Source organism: Streptomyces sp. NPDC014864, assembly GCF_043081525.1.
In the GTDB taxonomy this organism is placed as follows: Bacteria; Actinomycetota; Actinomycetes; order Streptomycetales; family Streptomycetaceae; genus Streptomyces.
Genome location: NZ_JBIBWT010000006.1, coordinates 61,167 through 79,004 on the forward strand (window position 1 = coordinate 61,167; position 17,838 = coordinate 79,004).

14 protein-coding genes are annotated in these 17,838 nt (G+C 74.6%); 2 read left to right on the forward strand and 12 right to left on the reverse strand.

Annotated features, from left to right (window positions below; all coding sequences use genetic code 11):
- The first annotated feature begins 2 nt into the window (after positions 1-2).
- Positions 3-449, forward strand: a complete 447-nt coding sequence (locus ACF1A5_RS12750) for an acyl-CoA thioesterase (RefSeq protein ID WP_392192856.1) — start codon at positions 3-5, stop codon at positions 447-449.
- Positions 446-1,135, forward strand: a complete 690-nt coding sequence (locus tag ACF1A5_RS12755; protein WP_392192857.1) for a hypothetical protein — start codon at positions 446-448, stop codon at positions 1,133-1,135. Before ACF1A5_RS12750 ends, ACF1A5_RS12755 begins: the two co-directional genes overlap by 4 nt.
- 78 nt (positions 1,136-1,213) lie before the next feature.
- Here ACF1A5_RS12755 and ACF1A5_RS12760 read toward each other — a convergent pair whose 3' ends face one another.
- From ACF1A5_RS12760 to ACF1A5_RS12815, 12 genes are all read right to left on the reverse strand, one after another.
- The gene (locus ACF1A5_RS12760) at positions 1,214-1,618 is read right to left on the reverse strand and encodes a globin (RefSeq protein ID WP_392192858.1); all 405 of its coding nucleotides are present in this window, start codon (positions 1,616-1,618) and stop codon (positions 1,214-1,216) included.
- A gap of 250 nt (positions 1,619-1,868) precedes the next feature.
- A complete protein-coding gene (locus tag ACF1A5_RS12765) occupies positions 1,869-3,176 on the reverse strand; it encodes an FHA domain-containing protein (RefSeq protein WP_392192859.1) in 1,308 nt (435 codons plus the stop codon).
- Positions 3,177-3,269: 93 nt separating this feature from the next.
- Complete coding sequence (locus ACF1A5_RS12770) at positions 3,270-4,616, reverse strand: VWA domain-containing protein (RefSeq protein ID WP_392192860.1); 1,347 nt, start codon at positions 4,614-4,616, stop codon at positions 3,270-3,272.
- A 136-nt stretch (positions 4,617-4,752) separates the two neighbouring features.
- Positions 4,753-6,129 (reverse strand): protein phosphatase 2C domain-containing protein, encoded by a 1,377-nt coding sequence (locus ACF1A5_RS12775; RefSeq protein WP_392192861.1) that lies wholly within the window; start codon positions 6,127-6,129, stop codon positions 4,753-4,755.
- Positions 6,130-6,132: 3 nt separating this feature from the next.
- Entirely contained in the window at positions 6,133-8,664 is a 2,532-nt protein-coding gene (locus ACF1A5_RS12780; protein ID WP_392192862.1) for a tetratricopeptide repeat protein, read from the reverse strand.
- Positions 8,661-9,989, reverse strand: coding sequence for a hypothetical protein (locus ACF1A5_RS12785; protein WP_392192863.1), 1,329 nt, complete (start codon positions 9,987-9,989; stop codon positions 8,661-8,663). Before ACF1A5_RS12785 ends, ACF1A5_RS12780 begins: the two co-directional genes overlap by 4 nt.
- Before the next feature lie 52 nt (positions 9,990-10,041).
- A complete protein-coding gene (locus ACF1A5_RS12790) occupies positions 10,042-11,061 on the reverse strand; it encodes a glutamate ABC transporter substrate-binding protein (RefSeq protein ID WP_392192864.1) in 1,020 nt (339 codons plus the stop codon).
- A 14-nt stretch (positions 11,062-11,075) separates the two neighbouring features.
- A complete protein-coding gene (locus tag ACF1A5_RS12795) occupies positions 11,076-12,533 on the reverse strand; it encodes a hypothetical protein (RefSeq protein WP_392192865.1) in 1,458 nt (485 codons plus the stop codon).
- Between the two features lie 203 nt (positions 12,534-12,736).
- Complete coding sequence (locus ACF1A5_RS12800; RefSeq protein WP_392192866.1) at positions 12,737-13,720, reverse strand: N-acetylglucosamine kinase; 984 nt, start codon at positions 13,718-13,720, stop codon at positions 12,737-12,739.
- On the reverse strand, positions 13,711-14,976 hold the full coding sequence (locus ACF1A5_RS12805; protein WP_392193119.1) for a 6-phospho-beta-glucosidase: 1,266 nt from the start codon (positions 14,974-14,976) through the stop codon (positions 13,711-13,713). The genes ACF1A5_RS12800 and ACF1A5_RS12805 overlap by 10 nt, the downstream gene beginning before the upstream one ends.
- A gap of 63 nt (positions 14,977-15,039) precedes the next feature.
- Positions 15,040-16,260, reverse strand: a complete 1,221-nt coding sequence (locus tag ACF1A5_RS12810) for an ROK family protein (protein ID WP_392192867.1) — start codon at positions 16,258-16,260, stop codon at positions 15,040-15,042.
- A gap of 214 nt (positions 16,261-16,474) precedes the next feature.
- Positions 16,475-17,572 carry a mechanosensitive ion channel family protein gene (locus ACF1A5_RS12815; protein ID WP_392192868.1) on the reverse strand — a complete coding sequence of 366 codons (1,098 nt, stop codon included), beginning with the start codon at positions 17,570-17,572 and terminating at the stop codon, positions 16,475-16,477.
- Positions 17,573-17,838 lie beyond the last annotated feature (266 nt).

Sequence of the window (17,838 nt, forward strand, 5' to 3'; positions counted from 1 at the left end):
TCTTGCGCCACATCTACCGCTGCCCCCTGCGCTGGGCGGACATGGACGCGTACGGCCACGTCAACAACGTGGTGTTCCTCCGCTACCTGGAGGAGGCCCGTATCGACTTCCTGTTCCGCCCGGACAAGGAGTTCAAGCAGGGGTCCGTGGTGGCGCGTCACGAGATCGACTACAAACGCCAGCTCGTCCACCGGCACGCCCCGGTGGACATCGAGCTGTGGGTCACGGAGATCAGGGCGGCGTCCTTCACCCTCACCTACGAGGTCAAGGACGGCGACCAGGTCTACGTACGCGCCTCGACGGTGATCGTGCCGTTCGACTTCGAGGCGCAGCGGCCGCGCCGGATCACCGCGGAGGAACGGGAGTTCCTCGAGGAGTACCGGGACGACGCCGGCCGCGCGGACGGAACCGAGGGCGAGGACGACGAGGAGGGGGCCGTCGCCGCATGACGGTCCTCCACCTCGCCGACGAGAGGGAGGCGGCGGACCTCGCGGCCTTCCTCTCCCGGCTGCTCCACTACGACCGTTCCGCCGCCGTGCGGCTGCAGGCGGCGGGCACGGCGCTCGCGGTGTTCGGGCGGCCCGCCTCCTTCGAGGTCCTGGCGGTGCGCGCGGTCCGGCTCGCCAAGCCCTACGAGGACGGGCTCGACGTCACCCTCGACCGGACCGTCTCCGCGGGCGAGTTCCTGGAGTCGGTGGACGAGCCGGCGGCCACCGCCCATGTGCCGGTTGCGGTGACCGGGCCGCCCTGGGCGGGCGTGCTCCCGCCGCGCGGCGGCTGGCGGCCGGAGCCGGGGCTGCCGCCGGCGGACTCCCTGCGCGCGACGGTCGCCGCCGTCGTCGCCGAGTTCCGTTCCCGGACACAGGAGTTGGCGCCCGAGCGGCGGACGCGGGCCGAACTCGACCGGATGGGGCGGGACATCTGGTCCCGGCCGGTGGGGGAGACCCCGCTGCCCGTGCGGGCCGTGCACGCGGCCCAGTCCCTGGGGTTCCTGAGGTCCGCGCGGGCCGCCGCGGGCGAGGAGGCCCCGGCGGAGCTGTTCGCGTCGGGCGCGTGGCTCCGGCTGCGCACCCCGTACGGATCGATCGCGGTCCGGCGAGCGGGTCTCGGCCCGCTGGGCGTCAGCGTGCGCTGAGCCCTCCGGCACCGCGTCGTGCGGTGCGCGGAGGGAGCGACGCGGCGCGACCCGGCACCCGTCGGTGCGGGGAGCGGGTCACTCGGGGGTGTTCACCATCGACGCGGCCGCGTAGGTCAGGTAGTTCCACAGGGTCTGCTCGTGCTCCGGCGACAGGCCGAGCTCGTCGACGGCGGTCCGCATGTGCCTCAGCCAGGCGTCGTGCGCCGCCCGGTCGACGGTGAAGGGCGCGTGCCGCATCCGCAGCCGGGGATGACCGCGGCGCTCGCTGTACGTCGTCGGGCCGCCCCAGTACTGGATCAGGAACAGCCGCAGACGCTCCTCGGCCGGGCCCAGGTCCTCCTCCGGGTACAGGGCCCGCAGTTCCGGGTCCCCGGCGACTCCCTCGTAGAAACGGTGGACGAGGCGGCGGAAGGTCTCCTCCCCGCCGACCTGCTCGTAGAAGGTCTGCTCCTGAAGCGTGCCGCGCGGAATCTCTTTCACCCGTCCATGGTCTCAGACCGCCGGGCCGAGGACTCAAGCCCTACGTCCACCCCGTCCGGCGGCGGAAGGCCCGCGGTCCCGAGCGTCGGCCCGCGGGAGGCGTACGCCCGGGGGAGCGGGAGGGACGGCCGCCGCGCGCACGGCAGGGGATCACCGCGCGCGGCCGGCCCGCCGGTGGACGCGTCCGGACCACCAGGAGGAGCCGGGTAGGTGGCTCCTCCTGGTCCGAGGTCCCTGGTCGGGACGGGTCCTAGCCGCGCCGGACGGTGATCGTCGTCCAGGCGCCGACGTGGACCCGGTCGCCGTCCTGCAGTGGTACCGGGACGAAGGGCTGGATCGGCTCCTCCGAGCCGTTGACCGTGGTGCCGTTCGTCGAGTTCTGGTCGACGACCGCCCAGCCGCCGTCCGGCTGCTGGACCAGCACGGCGTGCTGGTGCGAGACGCCCGGGTCCTCCGGCGGCACCGACAGGTCGATGTCGGGGGTGTCGCCGGTGGAGTGCCGGCGGCGGCCGATGGTGACCTGGTTGCCGGTGAGGGCGCGCTGCTGCTCGGGCGAGTACGCGGGCAGGTTCAGGCCCGCGGCCTCGGGGCCGGAGCGCTGCATCATCGCCATGAAGTACTCGCGGTCCGGACCGATGGTCGCCGTCCACGTCGCCGGCTGCTGTGGCCGGTGCGGGAAGCCGGACGTGGGCGGGGCCTGCGTGGAGCCGGGCTGCGGATAGCCGTACCCGCCCTGGCCCCCGGGACCGCCCGGGGCGGTGGACGACGGCGGCGAGATCACCCAGTCGTCGTCACCGCCGAAGGACGGAGGGCCCGGCTGCGGCCGGTTCGCCTCCTGCGGGAAGCCGGGCGGCGCCGGCGGACCGGACGGCTGGAACGCCTGCGGGGCGCCTCCCGGGGCCCCGGGACCGGCGGGCGGAACCGGCCGCGAGGGGTCGGGGCCGAAGTGGGAGGGGCCGGACGGGCCGGGGAAACCGGAGTCCTGGCCGAAGCCCGAAGCCCCGGGGCCGCCCGGACCGCCCGGACCGCCAGGACCGCCAGGACCACCGGGACGGCCCGGCGGCTCGGTGCCGAACGGCGGGCCCGGCGGGATCGGCTCGGCGGGCCGGTTCACCTGCGAGGGCCGGGAGCTCTGGTAGTCGAACGCGTCGCCGCCACCGCCGAAGGCGGGGCCGGGCGGCTGCGGGAAGCGGGCGCCCGGGCCGGGCGCCGGCGGGCGCGGCGCGGCCGGGGTGTACGAGGTCGCCGTGTTCGTCAGGAAGTTCCACCGGCACTCCTCGCAGAACGGCGCGCCGCCCTCGCGGGGCGTGCGGCACTGCGGGCAGAGCTCCGGCTCGGCGTCCGGCACGGCGGACAGGTGCGAACGCCCCGCGGGCCCACCGGGCCGACCGTGGCCACCGGGCTGACCGGGGCCGCCGGGGCCCGGCGCGGGCGGGAAGCCGTAACCGCCGACCGGGGGCGGCGGGGGAGGCGGAGGCACGGCACCGGCCATGCGGTGACCGCAGACCTCGCACCAGTCGTCGGAACCCGACTGGTGTCCGTTCGGGCAGGTCGGCATGTCGGCGCTTCCCCCTTTCCTCTTCCGGCCGCTACGGCCGGATTACTCCCACCCCGAGGGGCCGGGCTCGCTGGTGCCGGAATCCCTTCCGGCTCACTTCTTCACGCGAACGGTCTTGGTGGACCGAGTCTCGAGAGTCATCTCGTCGGCCTCCGCGACCTTCGCCTTCAGTCGCACAGTACCCGTCGCCGCATCGACCACGTCCACCACCTTCGCAAGGAGTTTCGCAGTATCCGCGTTCCCGGAGGCTCCGGCGAGCTGTACGGCCCGGCCCAGTTTGGCGGTCGCTCCGTCGAAATCGCCTGCTTTGCGGAGTTCGAGGCCCTGCTGGATGGCCTGGGCCAGTTCGGCCTGGCCGGTGTAGTGGGCCACCTGGGGGTTGATCGAGGTGGAGGCGGCCATGTCGTCGGTCCACACCGCCCGTACCAGGCCCTGGGCGCCGAGACTTTGGGTCGTTCCGTCCTGTTGTGGCACTACCAGCGAGATGCGCGCGGCGAGCATCTCCTGGCCGACCTGGGCCTCGGGGACCCGCACGCAGAGGTGGTAGTCGCGGGACTCGTCGCCCCACGACCCGGTGGGGTAGTCGCCCGCGCGCGGCCCGGCCTCGGTGCGGCGAGCCGTCAACTCCTCGACCGTGGGCGCGACTTGCTTGACGAACCGGATGGTGCTGCCGACCGGTGTCCACACCCGCAGGGCGACGTCCGCGACCTCTTTGCCCATCGCGGTCTCCATCATGTGCGTGAAGTCGGCGGCGAGGGCCGCCGGATCGGCGACGATGTCGGCGGTGCCGAGGAGCGCGGAGGCGATCCCTGTGACTTCTTTCACTTCCCAGTCGGTGCCCACGCCCCGGGCGTCACAGGTGAACCGTCCGGCGCACGCGTCCAGCGAGGCCTTGAGGTCCTGGGGCGACTCGTGCTCGTTGCGCCCGTCGGTGAGCAGGATGCCGTGCCGGATGGCGACGTCCGCCGACGACAGCAGCCGGTCGGCCAGCCGCAGCCAGGTGCCGATGGCCGTGCCACCGCCCGCGGCGAGCTTGCGCAGCGCCTGCTTGGCCTGGTCGCGGGTGGTGGCGTCGGCGACCGCGAGCCTGCCGGCGCCCGGGTAGATCTCCTTGGCGACGTGCGTGCCGCCGATCACCGCGAAGTGCACGCCGTCGCGCAGGGTGTCGATCGCGGCGGCCGTGGCGTCGCGGGCGTTGCGCATCTTCGTCGGCGGGTAGTCCATCGAGCCCGAGCAGTCGACCATGATCGCGACGGCCGCGGACGGGCCCTGGCCGGGCGCGTACAGACGCGGTGCTGTGACCGCGGTCCCGATCGTGCCGCCGCCGGTCGCCGACACCGTGACGATCGCGTTGACCTCGCGGCCGCCCTCCGGCAGGTACTCGTTCTGGTAGACGTCCACCGAGAACTGCGGCACGTTCGACTTCGAGAAATTGGCCATGCCTTATCGGATCCCCCTCATGACCCCCGCGGGCGGGGGCGGCGACAGTGAGCGGGCCGGTCCCCTCCGGCCCGCAGGAGCTTCCCCGTGCCGAGGGGTGCGCCGGGATTGCCGTCGTCCCTCCCGGCGTACGCCCTCAGGCCGATCCTGCCCCCTGCGGCGGCGCCGGGAACGGCAGGACGGCCACTGTTACGTTGTCGTGGCCCCCGCCGTCCAGGGCGTGGCCGACCAGCACCCGCGCGCTGTGCAGAGGGCGCACGGCGGCGTCGAGCGGGACCGCCTCGGCCATCTCCTCGGCCGTCTCCGCGTAGTTCCACAGCCCGTCGGTGCAGACCACGACCACACCCGGCCGGTCCGGCTTGAAGGAGGCGGTGTGCGGCTCCAGTTCGTAGGCGTCCGCGCCGAGCCAGCCGGTGATCGCGTGGGCGCGCTCGTCGGCGTACGCCTCCGCGTCGCTCATCAGGCCCGCGGCGACCATCTGCGCCGCCCAGGAGTCGTCCTCGGTGAGCCGGGCCGGGGGTGCGTCGCGGTCCACCGGGACCCAGTAGACGCGGGAGTCGCCGACCCAGCCGACGACCAGCAGGCCCGCGGTGACCACCGCGCCGACGAACGTGCAGGCCGGCGCGTTCTGGTGGGGGGCGTGCTCGCGGGCCGTGGCGGGCTCCTCGGCGAGCGCCTCGACCGCCTGCGCGGCGGCGACGATCGCCTCGTGCATGGCCTGCTGCGGGTGGGTGCCGCGGGGCAGCGCGGCCAGCAGGGACTCGCTCGCCGCCTGTGAGGCGGCCAGCGAGGCGTCGTCCGGGCGGGTCGCCGAGGAGACGCCGTCGCAGACGACCGCGAGGAGCGCGGGGGAGCCGTCGGGCAGCGCGGTGCCGCCGACGGCGAACGCGTCCTCGTTGCGGTGGTGGCGCAGGCCCCGGTCGCTGACCGCGGCCACCGGACCCGACTCCTGCTCCATGTGGTCCCGCTCGCGCGGCTGGGCGTGCCCGCAGTTCTCGCAGTAGCCGTCGCTGTCGACCCGGCCCGCCCGGCAGGCCACGCACACCGCGGCGCCCTCGGCCGGCGCCCCGCCCTCGGCCGGCGCGGCCCGGCCCGCCGCCGGACGCGGGTCCGGCGCCTGGAGCGGGTACTCCTCGGGCTCGGCCGGGCGGTCGAAGCGGACGCCGGAGGCGGGGGAGGCCGGTGAACCGGTGGCCGGTTGCTGCGGCCGGGCCGCGCCCGGCGACAGGGGCGAGCCGCCCGAGTCCGTGCCCGGCAGGTCCGACGGCAGATGAACGGAGGCCGGGGCCCCGGAGGCGTCCGCCGGGCCGGGGGAGGGCCACCCGGCGCCGCCGTCGCCGGGCGCGGCGGGGTGCGGCAGCGCCGCCCCGTCGCGCATGGTCAGCGTCGGTGTGTCGGGCGAGGGCGCGGCGGCCGCGGACAGGTCGTATCCGCACGCACCGCAGAAACGGTCACCCGACTCGAGGGGCTCCCTGCAGCTCGGGCAGGCGGACAACTGGTGCGTCTGCGACATCGATTACACCCACGTCCGGGGGCGGTAACGGTTGGCACGTTCCACCAGGTCGATCCTCTCCTCGCCGCCGGGCGCCAGTCGGGCCAGCATGCGGTACGAACGCTCCAGGCCGAAGCGGAGGCCCCGCTCGTCCAGGTCGCTGCCGAGCAGCACCCGCCGGGAGGCCGGGCCGGAAGCCCCACCTCCGGAGAGTATCCAGTCCAGGGCGCAGCCGAGGACTTCCGCCGACAACTGCTCACGCCGCGCCGGGTCCAGACCGTACGCCTCCAGCGCCTCCACCTGCCGAGCGGCGGCGGTGAGATCCTCCAGGAACGGCGTGTCGGACGGGACGGCCGTCCGGTGCCGCAGCCGCGCCCGTACGGCCGCCACCCGCGCGGCGGTGCAGTGGACGGACGCCTCCGGCACCGACTCCAGGGTCCGTACGGCGGCCCGCCGGTCACCGGCGGCCAGCTGGACCCGGGCCAGGCCGAACGCGGCGCTGACATGGCTGGGGTCGGTCGACCACACCAGCCGGTAGTACTCGGCGGCGTTGTCGAGCTGGCCGAGCACCTCGGCGCACAGGCCGAGCGCCAGCTTGGGCGCGACCTCGCCCGGGAATGCGTCGTAGATCGCGTCGAAGGCGAGGGCCGCCTCCTCGTGGTCGCCGGTGACGAGGGAGGCCACGCCCCGGTACCAGACGATCCGCCAGTCGTCGGGGTCCTGTTCCTCCAGCGAACGCAGCCCGCGCAGCGCGGTGGCAGACTCGCCGGTCTCCAGCCAGGCGCGGACCTGGCGCAGCCGGGTCTCGGGCGAGGGGGCCGGCGCCGCCGCGAGGGCCTGGACCAGGTCCCCGGGCGAGGACGTCAGCAGACCGGCGAGGAAACCCGCGTTGGGGTCCGACGGGGCGACGTGCGGAACCGGCAGGGCGAGGGCCGCGGCAGGGGTGTGCACGGGCTTCACCAGGCTCATGGTGCCCGGCGTGCCCCCGGCCGCCCCGCCCGGCGCCCCGGGGCCCCCGGCCGTGACCGCGGGCGCGCCCGCCCGGCGGCGCCCGGGCAGCGCCCGGGTCCCCAGCCGTGACACGTCCCCGTCCAGCTTCGGGAACAACTCGGTGTCGGTCACCTTCAGTTCGGGGCCGAACAGGGTGGACAGCGCGGGCCGGGCGTGTCCCGTCTGCAGGGAGACGACCTCCCGCAGGACACCCGTGAGCTGCTCCGCCATCTCCTGCGCGGAGGAGAACCGGCGGGCCGGGTCCGGGTCCGTGGCGCGGACCAGCAGCCGGTAGAAGGACTCGTAGTGGCGGAAGACCTCGATGTGGTCGGGGTCGGGCAGGGAGTCCGCGAAGACGTTCGTGTAGCCCTGGAAGTCGAAGGTGAGCACGGCGAGCGTACGGCCGACCGTGTACAGGTCGCTCGCCACCGACGGGCCGGCCTCCGCGACCTCCGGCGCCTGGTAGCCGATGGTGCCGTAGATGGCCGACTCCTCGTCGTCCATCCGGCGCACCGCGCCCATGTCGATCAGCTTGAGCTGGTCCTCCGTCTGGATCGCGTTGTCGACCTTGAAGTCGCAGTAGAGCAGGTTGCGGCTGTGCAGGTGGCCGAGCGCCTCCAGGGCCTCGATGCCGTACGCGCAGGCCTGCTCCACCGGCAGCGGCTCGCGCCTGCCGTCCGCGGTGCGGCGGGAGTTGGCGATCTCCTTCAGCGACTTGCCGCCGACGTACTCCATCACGATGTAGCCGTCGAGGGAGCCGGTGCGCTGGTCCAGGTGCTCCACGAAGTTGTAGATCCGCACGATGTTGGCGTGCTCGATCTCCGCGAGGAAGCGCCGCTCGGAGATCGCCGCCGCCATCGCGTCCTGGTCCCCGGTGTCCAGCAGGCCCTTCAGCACCACCCAGCGGTCGGCCACCGCGCGGTCCACCGCGAGATAGATCCAGCCGAGGCCGCCGTGCGCCAGACAGCCCGCGACCTCGTACTGGCCGTGCACGATGTCACCGGCCCGCAGCTTGGGCACGAACGAGTACGGGTGGCCGCACTTGGTGCAGAACCCCTCCGTCCGGCCCGGCCGGTCCCCGCGGGCCCGCCCCACCGGAGCCCCGCAGTCCGAGCGCGAGCAGAACCGCTTGCGCTCCGGCACCTCGGGGTTCTCCAGCACCACCGAACGCGGATCGGGCCGCGGCACCTGCGGCACCTGCACCAGTCCGGCGCCCAGCCGGCCGCGGCCGCTGCTGCCCGAGCCCGTGCCGGAACCGCGCACCGACACCGAGCGGCCGCCGGTACGCCCCGAGAGGGAACGCGCGAGCCGGCCCGACACCGAGCGGCGCGACCTGGAGGACTGCGAGGAGGTCCGGACGCTGCGGGCGCTGGAGGGGGAACTCCCGCTGCCCGAACCGCCCGAGTCCCCGCCGCCGGTGACGCCGGTGGGCGGCGAGCTCACCGAGCCGTTCGCCGAGACCACCGGCGCCAGACCGCAGGTGTCGCAGTACAGCTCGCCGCCGCCCACGTCCTCGTAGGCGCCGCCGCAGCCCGGCCGCTGACAGGTCTGCCCCGCACGGCTCATGACTCCCCCCTCCCGTCCTCGGGTCCGCCCTGCTCCGGCACCCGCGGGGAGCCCAGCAGTTCGGCGGCCGCCCGCTGGTAGCGCAGCACGGCCTGCTCGGCTACCCGCAGGTCGCACGGCGCGCTCCACAGCATGCGGCGTGCCGCGTCGTACCGCTCCACCAGCAGCGGGTCCTCCGCCAGCCCGTGCCGGGCCACCTTCGCCCGGTACGCGTCGAGACGGCCGCGCAGCTCGGCGCGCACCGCCAGCGGCGCGGTCACCGCGGTCAACGACTCGCGCGCCCGCAGCAGTTCGTCCTCCGCCTTCTGCTCCAGCGACTCCAGGAGCGGGGACAGCCGGTGCCACTGGGCCTTCCTGCGGTACTCGGCGGCCGTCGCCAGCTGCTCCTGCAGCACGGTCGGCGGGCCGCCGACCACCGGCACCTCCGTCGCGGCGATCTTCGCCAGGACCTCGCCGCGCGCGGTGCGCGCCTCGGCGAGCGTGCGGTCCGCGCGGGAGAGCAGGTCCCGCAGCTTGATCAGCCGCTGCTCGGCGTCCTGCCGGACGCAGAGCACGGCGTCGATCTCCCGGCGCACCTCCTCCAGGGCCCGCGCCTCACCGTCGTACACCGTGGTGTCCGGGCGGCCGCCGCCCGGTGCCGAACTGCCCTGCGCCGGGACCCAGAAGGCGAGCGGGTCGGAGACGACCTCCGCGCGCAGCTTCGTCAGCGTGCGCGTGATGCGTTCCAGGTCGTCGCCGGCCGGGTGCTCGCCGGGGCGCACGCCGACGGAGTGCGCGAGCTTGCGGGTGCGCTGGAGCTCGGCGGCCAGTAAATCTATCCGGGCGGGCAGCGCCGACCACACGGCGTCGGCGACGACCACCATGTCGAGGCTCGTCGCGTACAGGTCGTTCATCCGGTCCACGAGCGCCACCAGGGAGAACCGCTCGCTGAGCCGGGCCGCGCCGCCGTGGAGCGTCGGCGCGTTCGCGGCGGCGGTGGCCGCGCCGGCGACCGTGACCGACTCGCCGCGCAGGAGCTCGGTCAGCTCCACCAGGTCCTCACGGCTGGACCAGCGGCGCCGGGCGCGGATCTCGCGGGCGGTGCGCAGCGCGCCGCTGTAGGCGTCGAAGTACGCCCACAGCAGCGTGATCGACGCCTCCGCGGCCGCCCAGCGCTCCTTGGTACGGCCGGTCAGCTCGGCGCCCTCGAGAAGTCTGCGGCCCGCGTGGTCCTGCAGGGCGAGGAGCGAGGTCTCGATCGCCTCGTGCTCCGCGCCGAGCCGCGCCAGCGCACGGTCCACCTCGTCCCGGTCCATCACCGGCCCGGCGGGGTCCGTGACGCCCATCGATCACCTCTCGCTGCTCGTGCGGTCCGTCGTACAGGGGTGCGGCCGGCGGTCACCGGTAGCTCGCCGCCGGCGGAGTCGCCGACTCCGAGTCCCTACCCAGCGTGGGGGAGAGCCACTTGTCGTACGACGTCTTCCAGCCCCCGTCCTTGCGGTAGTCCTCCAGCACGCGGTTGACCCGGCGTACCAGATCCTCGGCGCGCAGATTCATCGCCACGCCGTAGTACTCCTTGGTGAAGGTGTCGCCCTTCAGGGCCACCGTCGGGTCCTGCGCGGCCTGGCTGGCGGCGAGCGCGCCGTCGGTCACCACCGCGTCCACCTCGCCCAGTTGCAGCCGCACCAGGCAGTCCAGCTGGTTGGGCACGGTGGTGGAGACGTCGGCGGAGGCGGGGATCCGGCCGGACGCGCGGTCCGCGGCCAGGCGGTCGTGGGCCGTGGAGCCGCTGGCCGAGCAGATCCTGCGGCCGGCGAGCGACGTGTCGTACCCCGTGATCGTCGACGTCTTCGGGGCGAGCACCTGCTGACCGGTCAGGAAGTAGGGCGCGGAGAAGGCCACCTCGCCCAGGCGCTTGCAGGTGATCGTCATGGTGCGGACCACCATGTCGACCCGGCCGCTGCGGATCGCGGGGATCCGCTCGTTGGTGGGGATGGCCTTGAACTGGATCTTGTCCTCGTCGCCGAGGATGTCCCGGGCGATCCGGTGGGCGAGGTCGATGTCGAAACCCTCCAGCTCGCCCGAGGAGTTGTTCGGGTTGCGGTAGCCCCAGCGGTAGCTGTTCTGGTCGACGCCGACCGAGAGGTAGCCGCGCTCCTTGATGTCCCGCACCGTCTCGCCCTCGGCGCCCGACGGGGCCGGGCTGCGGTTCTGCGCTTCGCCGTCCTTGCAGTCGCCGGCCCTGGCCTGGGTGGCGTGGGCCGTCCGCCCGCCGCCGGACGGGACGCCGTCGGGGCGGTCGTGCGGGCGCGTGAGCGGCAGCAGCAGGACGAGTGCCAGCGCGAGGGCGCAGACGGCCGCCATCGCCCCGACACCGCCCCAGCCCTTCAGGCCGGCCCGCAGACGCCGTGCTCGCATCGTCACGCCCCCTTTCACCGGTACTCCGACAGCCGTCGCCCGATGCCCAGCAGGGCTCCGGCCGCGCCCAGGACCGCGAGTGCCGCGGAGCCCGCGGTCAGGCCGGTCATCGCGGCCCGGCCGTTGCCGGCGGCCTGCTGGAACTCGCCGGTCTCGTGGGCGAGCGCCGACTTCAGCGATGTGTCCACGTTGTCGAAGCACTCGCCGGTCGACTGGTCCGCGGCGGCGGTGCCGATGACCTTGTCGCGCGCCTTCTGGTAGTCGCCCGAGTCGTTGGCCTGGCGGGCCAGCGCGTGCCGCGACTTCCACACCTTCATCGACTGGCCGGCGACCTTCACCGGCTTCGCCCCGGCCGGGTCGTCCGCGAGGGCGCCGGCCCGCGCGAGCGTTCTGCCCAGGGCGGCGATCTCCTGGTCGTACGCCCAGTCGTAGGCGTCCATGACCCTGCCGTCCGGCAGCTCCTTCGTCTCCGCCCCGCGGCTGACCAGGGTCAGGTTCTCGTCGCTGCGGGCCTTCAGGGAGGCGATGCGGGCGTCGTGCAGCACGCTGAGCGAGCGGACGCCGTGCGCGTAGGAGCCGTTGAGGCCCGCCCGGGCGACGGTGTGGCCGACGACGACCCACAGCAGCACCACGGCGGTGGCGGCGGAGGCGGCCACCAGGCCGTGGTTCAGCACCCGGTTGGTGCGCCGGTAGTTGCGGTGCTGGGCCCAGCCCAGTGCGGCGAGGGCGAGGACACCGAGCGCGATCGCGGCCCACGGGTAGGGGGTCGCGTCCGCGTAGTCGGCGCGCAGGCGCTGGTTCTCCTTCTGGTAGAGGTCCTCGGCCGCCGGGAGCATCTGCTTCTGCATCGTCTCGTTCGCGGTGCGCAGGTAGGCGCCGCCGACCGGGAAGCCCTGCCGGTTGTTGGCGCGGGCGGACTCCACCAGGCCCTTGTAGCGCGGCAGGAGTTCGTTGAGCCGGGTGATGGTGGCCGCGGAGGGCGAGCCCGGGTCGGAGTTGGCGGCGGCCGTGACGAGCTTCGCGGCCGCCGTGCGCACGTCGCTCTCGTAGCGCTCGCGGGTGGCGGTGGTCTCCTGCAGGCCCGCGAGATAGCCGCTGGTCGCCATGGTGTTGGCGTCGGCGAGGGAGCGGTAGATGTCGGCGGCGTCGGAGCTGAGCGGCTGGCTGCTGTGCAGCACGTCGTCGGCGGCGGTGGCCCGGTCCGTCGTCTGCCAGGCGGTGACGGCCCCGAAGGCCACCACGAGGACGGCGAGGACGGCGCCGATGATGCGCAGCCGGCCGGGCTCGGTGGTCGCGGCCGCGCGCAGCCGGTCGACGCCCTCGGCGAACGCGGTGCGCCGCGGCCGCTCGGGCGGGCCCGGCGGCACGGGCGCCGTGGGGACGGACGACGGGCCGGGCTGCGGTGGAACGGCGGGCATCGTGGGCAGGACGGAACCCGCGGGCGCCGCACCGCTGTTCGGCGGGTGTGTCACTGCTGACCTCCCCCAGGGTCATCCGTCGCCGCAAGTATCGCTGCCGGGGCCGACATCCGCACCGGCCTTCGCCCGATCTTGATCCGATCGCAGCGCAGTCGCCTCGCGGAGGGCGCACGGCACGACACTGCGCACCACCCCCCGCCCATGAATACGCCGGGTGGATCGGTTCGGTTCCCATGGCGGGAAGGCGGTGCGGACGCTCACCGCTCGAAGTGCGCCCGCACCCTCGACCGCGCCCCGGCCGGCGCCCCCACGTGGTCCAGGCCCAGCAGCGCCGCGCCCAGCACCGGAGGTGCGGCGACCACGTGCGGCACCGCCTTCGGGGCGCGCTCCGCCAGCAGCGCGCGGACGCGGTCGTCCAACTGCGGGTGCCGTGCGGCCAGGACGCTCCCGCCGAGCAGCACCGGCGTCTCCTCGTCCAGCAGGTCCAGCCGGGTCAGCGCCACCGCCGCCATCACCACGACCTCCTCGGCGAGCCGGTCCACGAGGGCGCGGGCCACCGCGTCACCGGCCGCCGCCGTGGCGAACAGGACGGGGGTCAGCTCGTGCCGGCGGTGGGCGCCGATGTGACCGAGGTGCAGTGCCTCGACGAGGGCGTACATCGAGCCGAGCCCGAAGTGGGCCGGAAGCGTGCGCGCCAGCGCCGTGGGAGCCCCGCGGCCGTCCTCCGCGCGGGCCGCGTGCCACAGCGCCTCCTCCGCCAGCACCCAGCCGCCGCCCCAGTCCCCGGAGACACGGCCGAGCGCCGGGAAACGGGCGGTGCGTCCGTCGGGGCACATGCCGACGCAGTTGATGCCGGCGCCGCACACCACGGCGACCCCGCGCGGCTCGGCCACGCCCGCGCGCAGGATCGCGAACGTGTCGTTGCGCACCTCGACCGTCGCGCCCCACGCGCGCGTGTGCAGGGCCGCCGCCAGCCGCTCCTCCTCCACCGGGAGATCGGCGTTGGCCAGACAGGCCGAGACATGGGAGACGGCGGTGACGCCGGCCGCCGCGCGGGCCCGCCCCATCGCCTCCTCCACCGCCTCCTCCAGCGCGTCCACCGCCGCCCCGACGCCCACGGCCGGCGGGCGGAACCCGCCGCCGCGGCCCGTGCCGAGGACGGTTCCGTCGGCCGCGACGACGGCGGCGTCGGTCTTGCTGTTGCCCGCGTCGATGGCGAGGACGCTCGCGGTCAGGCCCACGCGAGGTGCTCCCGGTTGTGCGCGATCAGCCGGTCGGTCAGGGTCTCGGCGAGGGCGTACTGGCCGATCAGCGGATGGGCGAGCAGGGCGCGGAACACCCGGTCGCGGCCGCCGCGCAGCGCCGCCTCCAGGGCGAGGTCCTCGTACGCCGTCACGTGAGCCATGAGGCCCGCGTACAGCGGGTCCACGGCGGGCACCGGCAGCGGGGCCGCCCCCTTCGGGCCCACCGCCGCCTGCACCTCGATCACCGCGTCATCGGGGAGGAAGGGCAGCGTGCCCCGGTTGGGGGCGTTCACCACCTGGTACGGGCTGCCTCCCCCGCCGAGCAGGGCGGCCGCCAGGTCCACCGCCGCCTCCGAGTAGTAGGCCCCGCCGCGCCCGGCGAGCAGGGCCGGCTTCTCGTCGAGCGCCGGGTCGCCGTACATCTCCAGCAGTTGCCGCTCCATCGCGGCCACTTCGGCGGCCCGGGACGGTTTCGTGCGCAGCTCGTCCACGACCTGGTCGTGCGCGTAGTAGTAGCGCAGGTAGTAGGAGGGGACCACGCCGAGGCGGTCCAGGAGCGTGCGGGGCAGGCGGAGGTCCTCGGCGATGCGGTCGCCGTGCCCGGCCAGCAGCCCGGGCAGGACGTCCTCGCCCTCGGGGCCGCCCAGGCGCACCCCGGTCTCCCAGGTGAGGTGGTTCAGGCCCAAGTGGTCCAGGTGGACGTCCGCGGGGGAGAGGCCCAGCAGGGCGGCGAACTTCCGCTGCAGGCCGATCGCCACGTTGCACAGGCCGACCGCCCGGTGCCCCGCGCGGAGGAGGGCGCGGGTGACGATGCCGACCGGGTTGGTGAAGTCGATGACCCAGGCCCGCGGGTTGGTACGGCGGATCCGTTCGGCGATGTCCAGCACCACCGGGACCGTGCGCAGGGCCTTGGCGAGGCCGCCCGCGCCCGTCGTCTCCTGGCCGACGCAGCCGCACTCCAGCGGCCAGGTCTCGTCCCGCTCGCGGGCGGCCTGCCCGCCGACGCGGAGCTGGAGCAGGACCGCGTCCGCGCCGTCGACGCCCGCGTCCAGGTCGGAGGTGGTGACGATCCGGGCGACGTGGCCCTGCCGGGCCAGGATGCGCCGGGCCAGGCCGCCCACCGACTCCAGGCGGTCCGCGGCCGGGTCGACGAGCACCAGCTCCTCGACGGGCAGGGTGTCCCGCAGACGGGCGAAGCCGTCGACGAGTTCGGGGGTGTAGGTCGAGCCTCCGCCGACCACGGTGAGTTTCACAGGCGGTCCCTTCACTCCGGTGAGCGTGACGCCCTCGGCGAACGCCTTCTGGAAAAGAGAGGTCTACGGCGGCCGGCGCGCGGTGTCGAAGACCTCGTCGCGGGTGGTGGCGAGCGCGCTCTCCAACGCCCCGCGCAGCACAGGCCGTTCGCGGACCTCGCCCACGACGAGCCGCGGGCGGGAGGCGGCCAGCTCCGCCAGCTCGGCCTGGACGAGCGCGCGCAGCACCTCGCCGCCGGAGGTGAGCGCGGCGCCGCCGAGGACGACGAGCTCGGGGTCGAGGACGGAGACGAGGGAGGCGAGACCGGTGGCGAGCCGGGTCGCGTACGCGCGCAGCAGCTCGTGGTGGGGGCCGGTGGCGTGGTCGGCGGCGCGGGCGAGCAGCGCGGCGGCTGCCTCCGCGTGCGGGCCGGTGGGTACGTCCTCGACGCCGAGCTGCCGGGCCAGCTCCGGCAGCGCCCGACAGCCCGCCAGCTCCTGGTAGCCGCCGCTGTTGGCCCTGGTCACCCGGCGGACCAGCGGCGCGCCCGGCACCGGCAGGAAGCCGACCTCGCCGGCGCCACCGGTCCAGCCGCGGTGCAGCCGGCCGCCGAGGACGAGGGCGGCGCCGAGGCCCTCCTGGTTCCACAGCAGGACGAAGTCCCGGTGGCCGCGGGCCGCGCCGAGCCGCTGCTCGGCCAGGGCGACGAGGTTGACGTCGTTCTCGTACCCGACCGGCATCGGCAGCGCGGCGGCCAGTTCTTCGAGGAGGGCGGGGGAGTGCCAGCCGGGCAGGTGGGAGGCGTAGCGCAGACGGCCGGTGCGGGGGTCGAAGGCCCCGGGGGTGCCGATGACGAGCCGGTGGACGTCGGCCCGGGACAGGCCGGCCGCCTTCACCGCGCCGTCGAGGGAGTCGGTGACCTGCCCGACGACGGGCCGGCCCGGGCCCCGGCCGGGGGTGGGCAGCTCGTACGTGCCGACCGTGCGGCCGGTGACATCGGCGACGGCGGCGAGGATCCGCTGGGGCGTCACGTCCAGTCCGGCCGCGTACGCCGCGGCCGGGTTGATCGCGTACAGCCGGGCGCCGGGGCCGGGCCGGCCCTCGGTGGTGCCGGTGGCCAGGACCAGCCCCGCGGCCTCCAGGCGGGCCAGGAGCTGCGAGGCGGTCGGCTTGGACAGGCCGGTGAGCCTGCCGATCCGGGTCCGGGACAGCGGCCCGTGCTCCAGGAGCAGGTCGAGGGCGGCGCGGTCGTTCATGGCGCGCAGGACGCGCGGGGTGCCCGGCGTACCGGCGGTTCCGGCCATGCGTCGTGCACCTCACCTTCGGCTGCCCGATCCGCGTGTGCACGGGTGATCGGCAACCCTCACCGCCAGCACTGTTAGGAAAGTTTCCTATTCCGGGAAGGTATTCCCGGCGCGAGGGGGCGTCAAGAGAGAGGGGGCGTCTAGAGAGACGACACCCCCGCCGCAACGGAAGTCGTTGCCTGCGGGGGCGTCGTGCCGCCTGCGGGGGTGCGTCCTACTTCGGCGTCGGCCGCGGCGCGGTGAGGGGGGTGGCGGCCTCCGACTGCGGAGAGGCCGAGTTGGAGTACACCGAGGGCGCGGCCACCGTCGCCGTCGGGTCGGCGGGCTCCTCCTCCGCCGGGGCGGTCGCGCCGCCGACGATACGGATGTCGGCCGCGTCGAAGGCGCGCTTGACGCGCCAGCGCAGCTCCCGCTCGACCGAGAGGGCCTTGCCGGGCATGGTCTTCGCGGAGACCCGGACCACCATCGAGTCCAGCAGGACGCTGTCCAGGCCGAGGACCTGGATCGGGCTCCACAGGAGCTCGTTCCAGGGCTCCTCCTTGGTCATCTTCTCGGCGACCTCGTCGAGCGTGGCCTTGACCCGGTTCAGGTCCTCGGCCGCCTTGACGGTCACGTCCACCCCGGCCGTCGCCCAGCCCTGCGAGAGGTTGCCGATCCGCTTCACCTCGCCGTTGCGCACGTACCAGATCTCGCCGTTGTCGCCGCGCAGCTTGGTCACGCGCAGCCCGACCTCGATCACCTCACCGGAGGCGATCCCCGCGTCGATCGTGTCGCCGACCCCGTACTGGTCCTCCAGGATCATGAAGACACCGGAGAGGAAGTCCGTGACCAGGTTGCGGGCACCGAAACCGACCGCCACACCGGCGACACCGGCCGACGCCAGCAGCGGGGCCAGGTTGATCTGGAAGGTGGCCAGCACCATCAGCGCCGCGGTGCCGACGATCAGGAAGCTCGCCACCGAGCGCAGCACCGAGCCGATCGCCGCGGAGCGCTGCCGGCGGCGCTCGGCGTTCACCAGCAGGCCGCCCAGCGCCGTCCCGCCCGCCCCCTGCGCGGCGGTGCGGTTCATCCGGTCGATGAGCTTGGTGATCGCCCGCCGCACCGCGACTCTCAGCACCGCCGCGATCACCAGGATCAGCAGGACCCGCAGGCCGATCGCCAGCCAGGTGGACCAGTTCTGCTCGACCCAGCCGGCGGCGTTCGTCGCGCTCTGCTGGGCGTCCTGGAGCGTAGGGACCGCCGGGTCCGTCGTCCCGGACCGGGACGGCGACGGCGACGGACCGGCAGCCAGCAGGGCGGCGGGCAAGGACACGGCAGGTACCTCCAGATGCGTCCGCCCTCCGGCGCGGCGGTCAATGTCGTCTGGGTCACGATCAGGTCACCGGACGGGCAGAACCCCACATTATCGGGGCGCGGTGTGCCGATTCCCGTGAACTTCCGAGGAGGTACGGCGCCCACCGGCTCTGAACTGGCCGTGTGAACGGGGCGCCCCGCGGGGGATGAATACGGATGTGGTCGAAAACACTCCCAGCCCGTTACCGGGACATGGTGGCGCCTCCACCTGGTATGAGGGGAGAC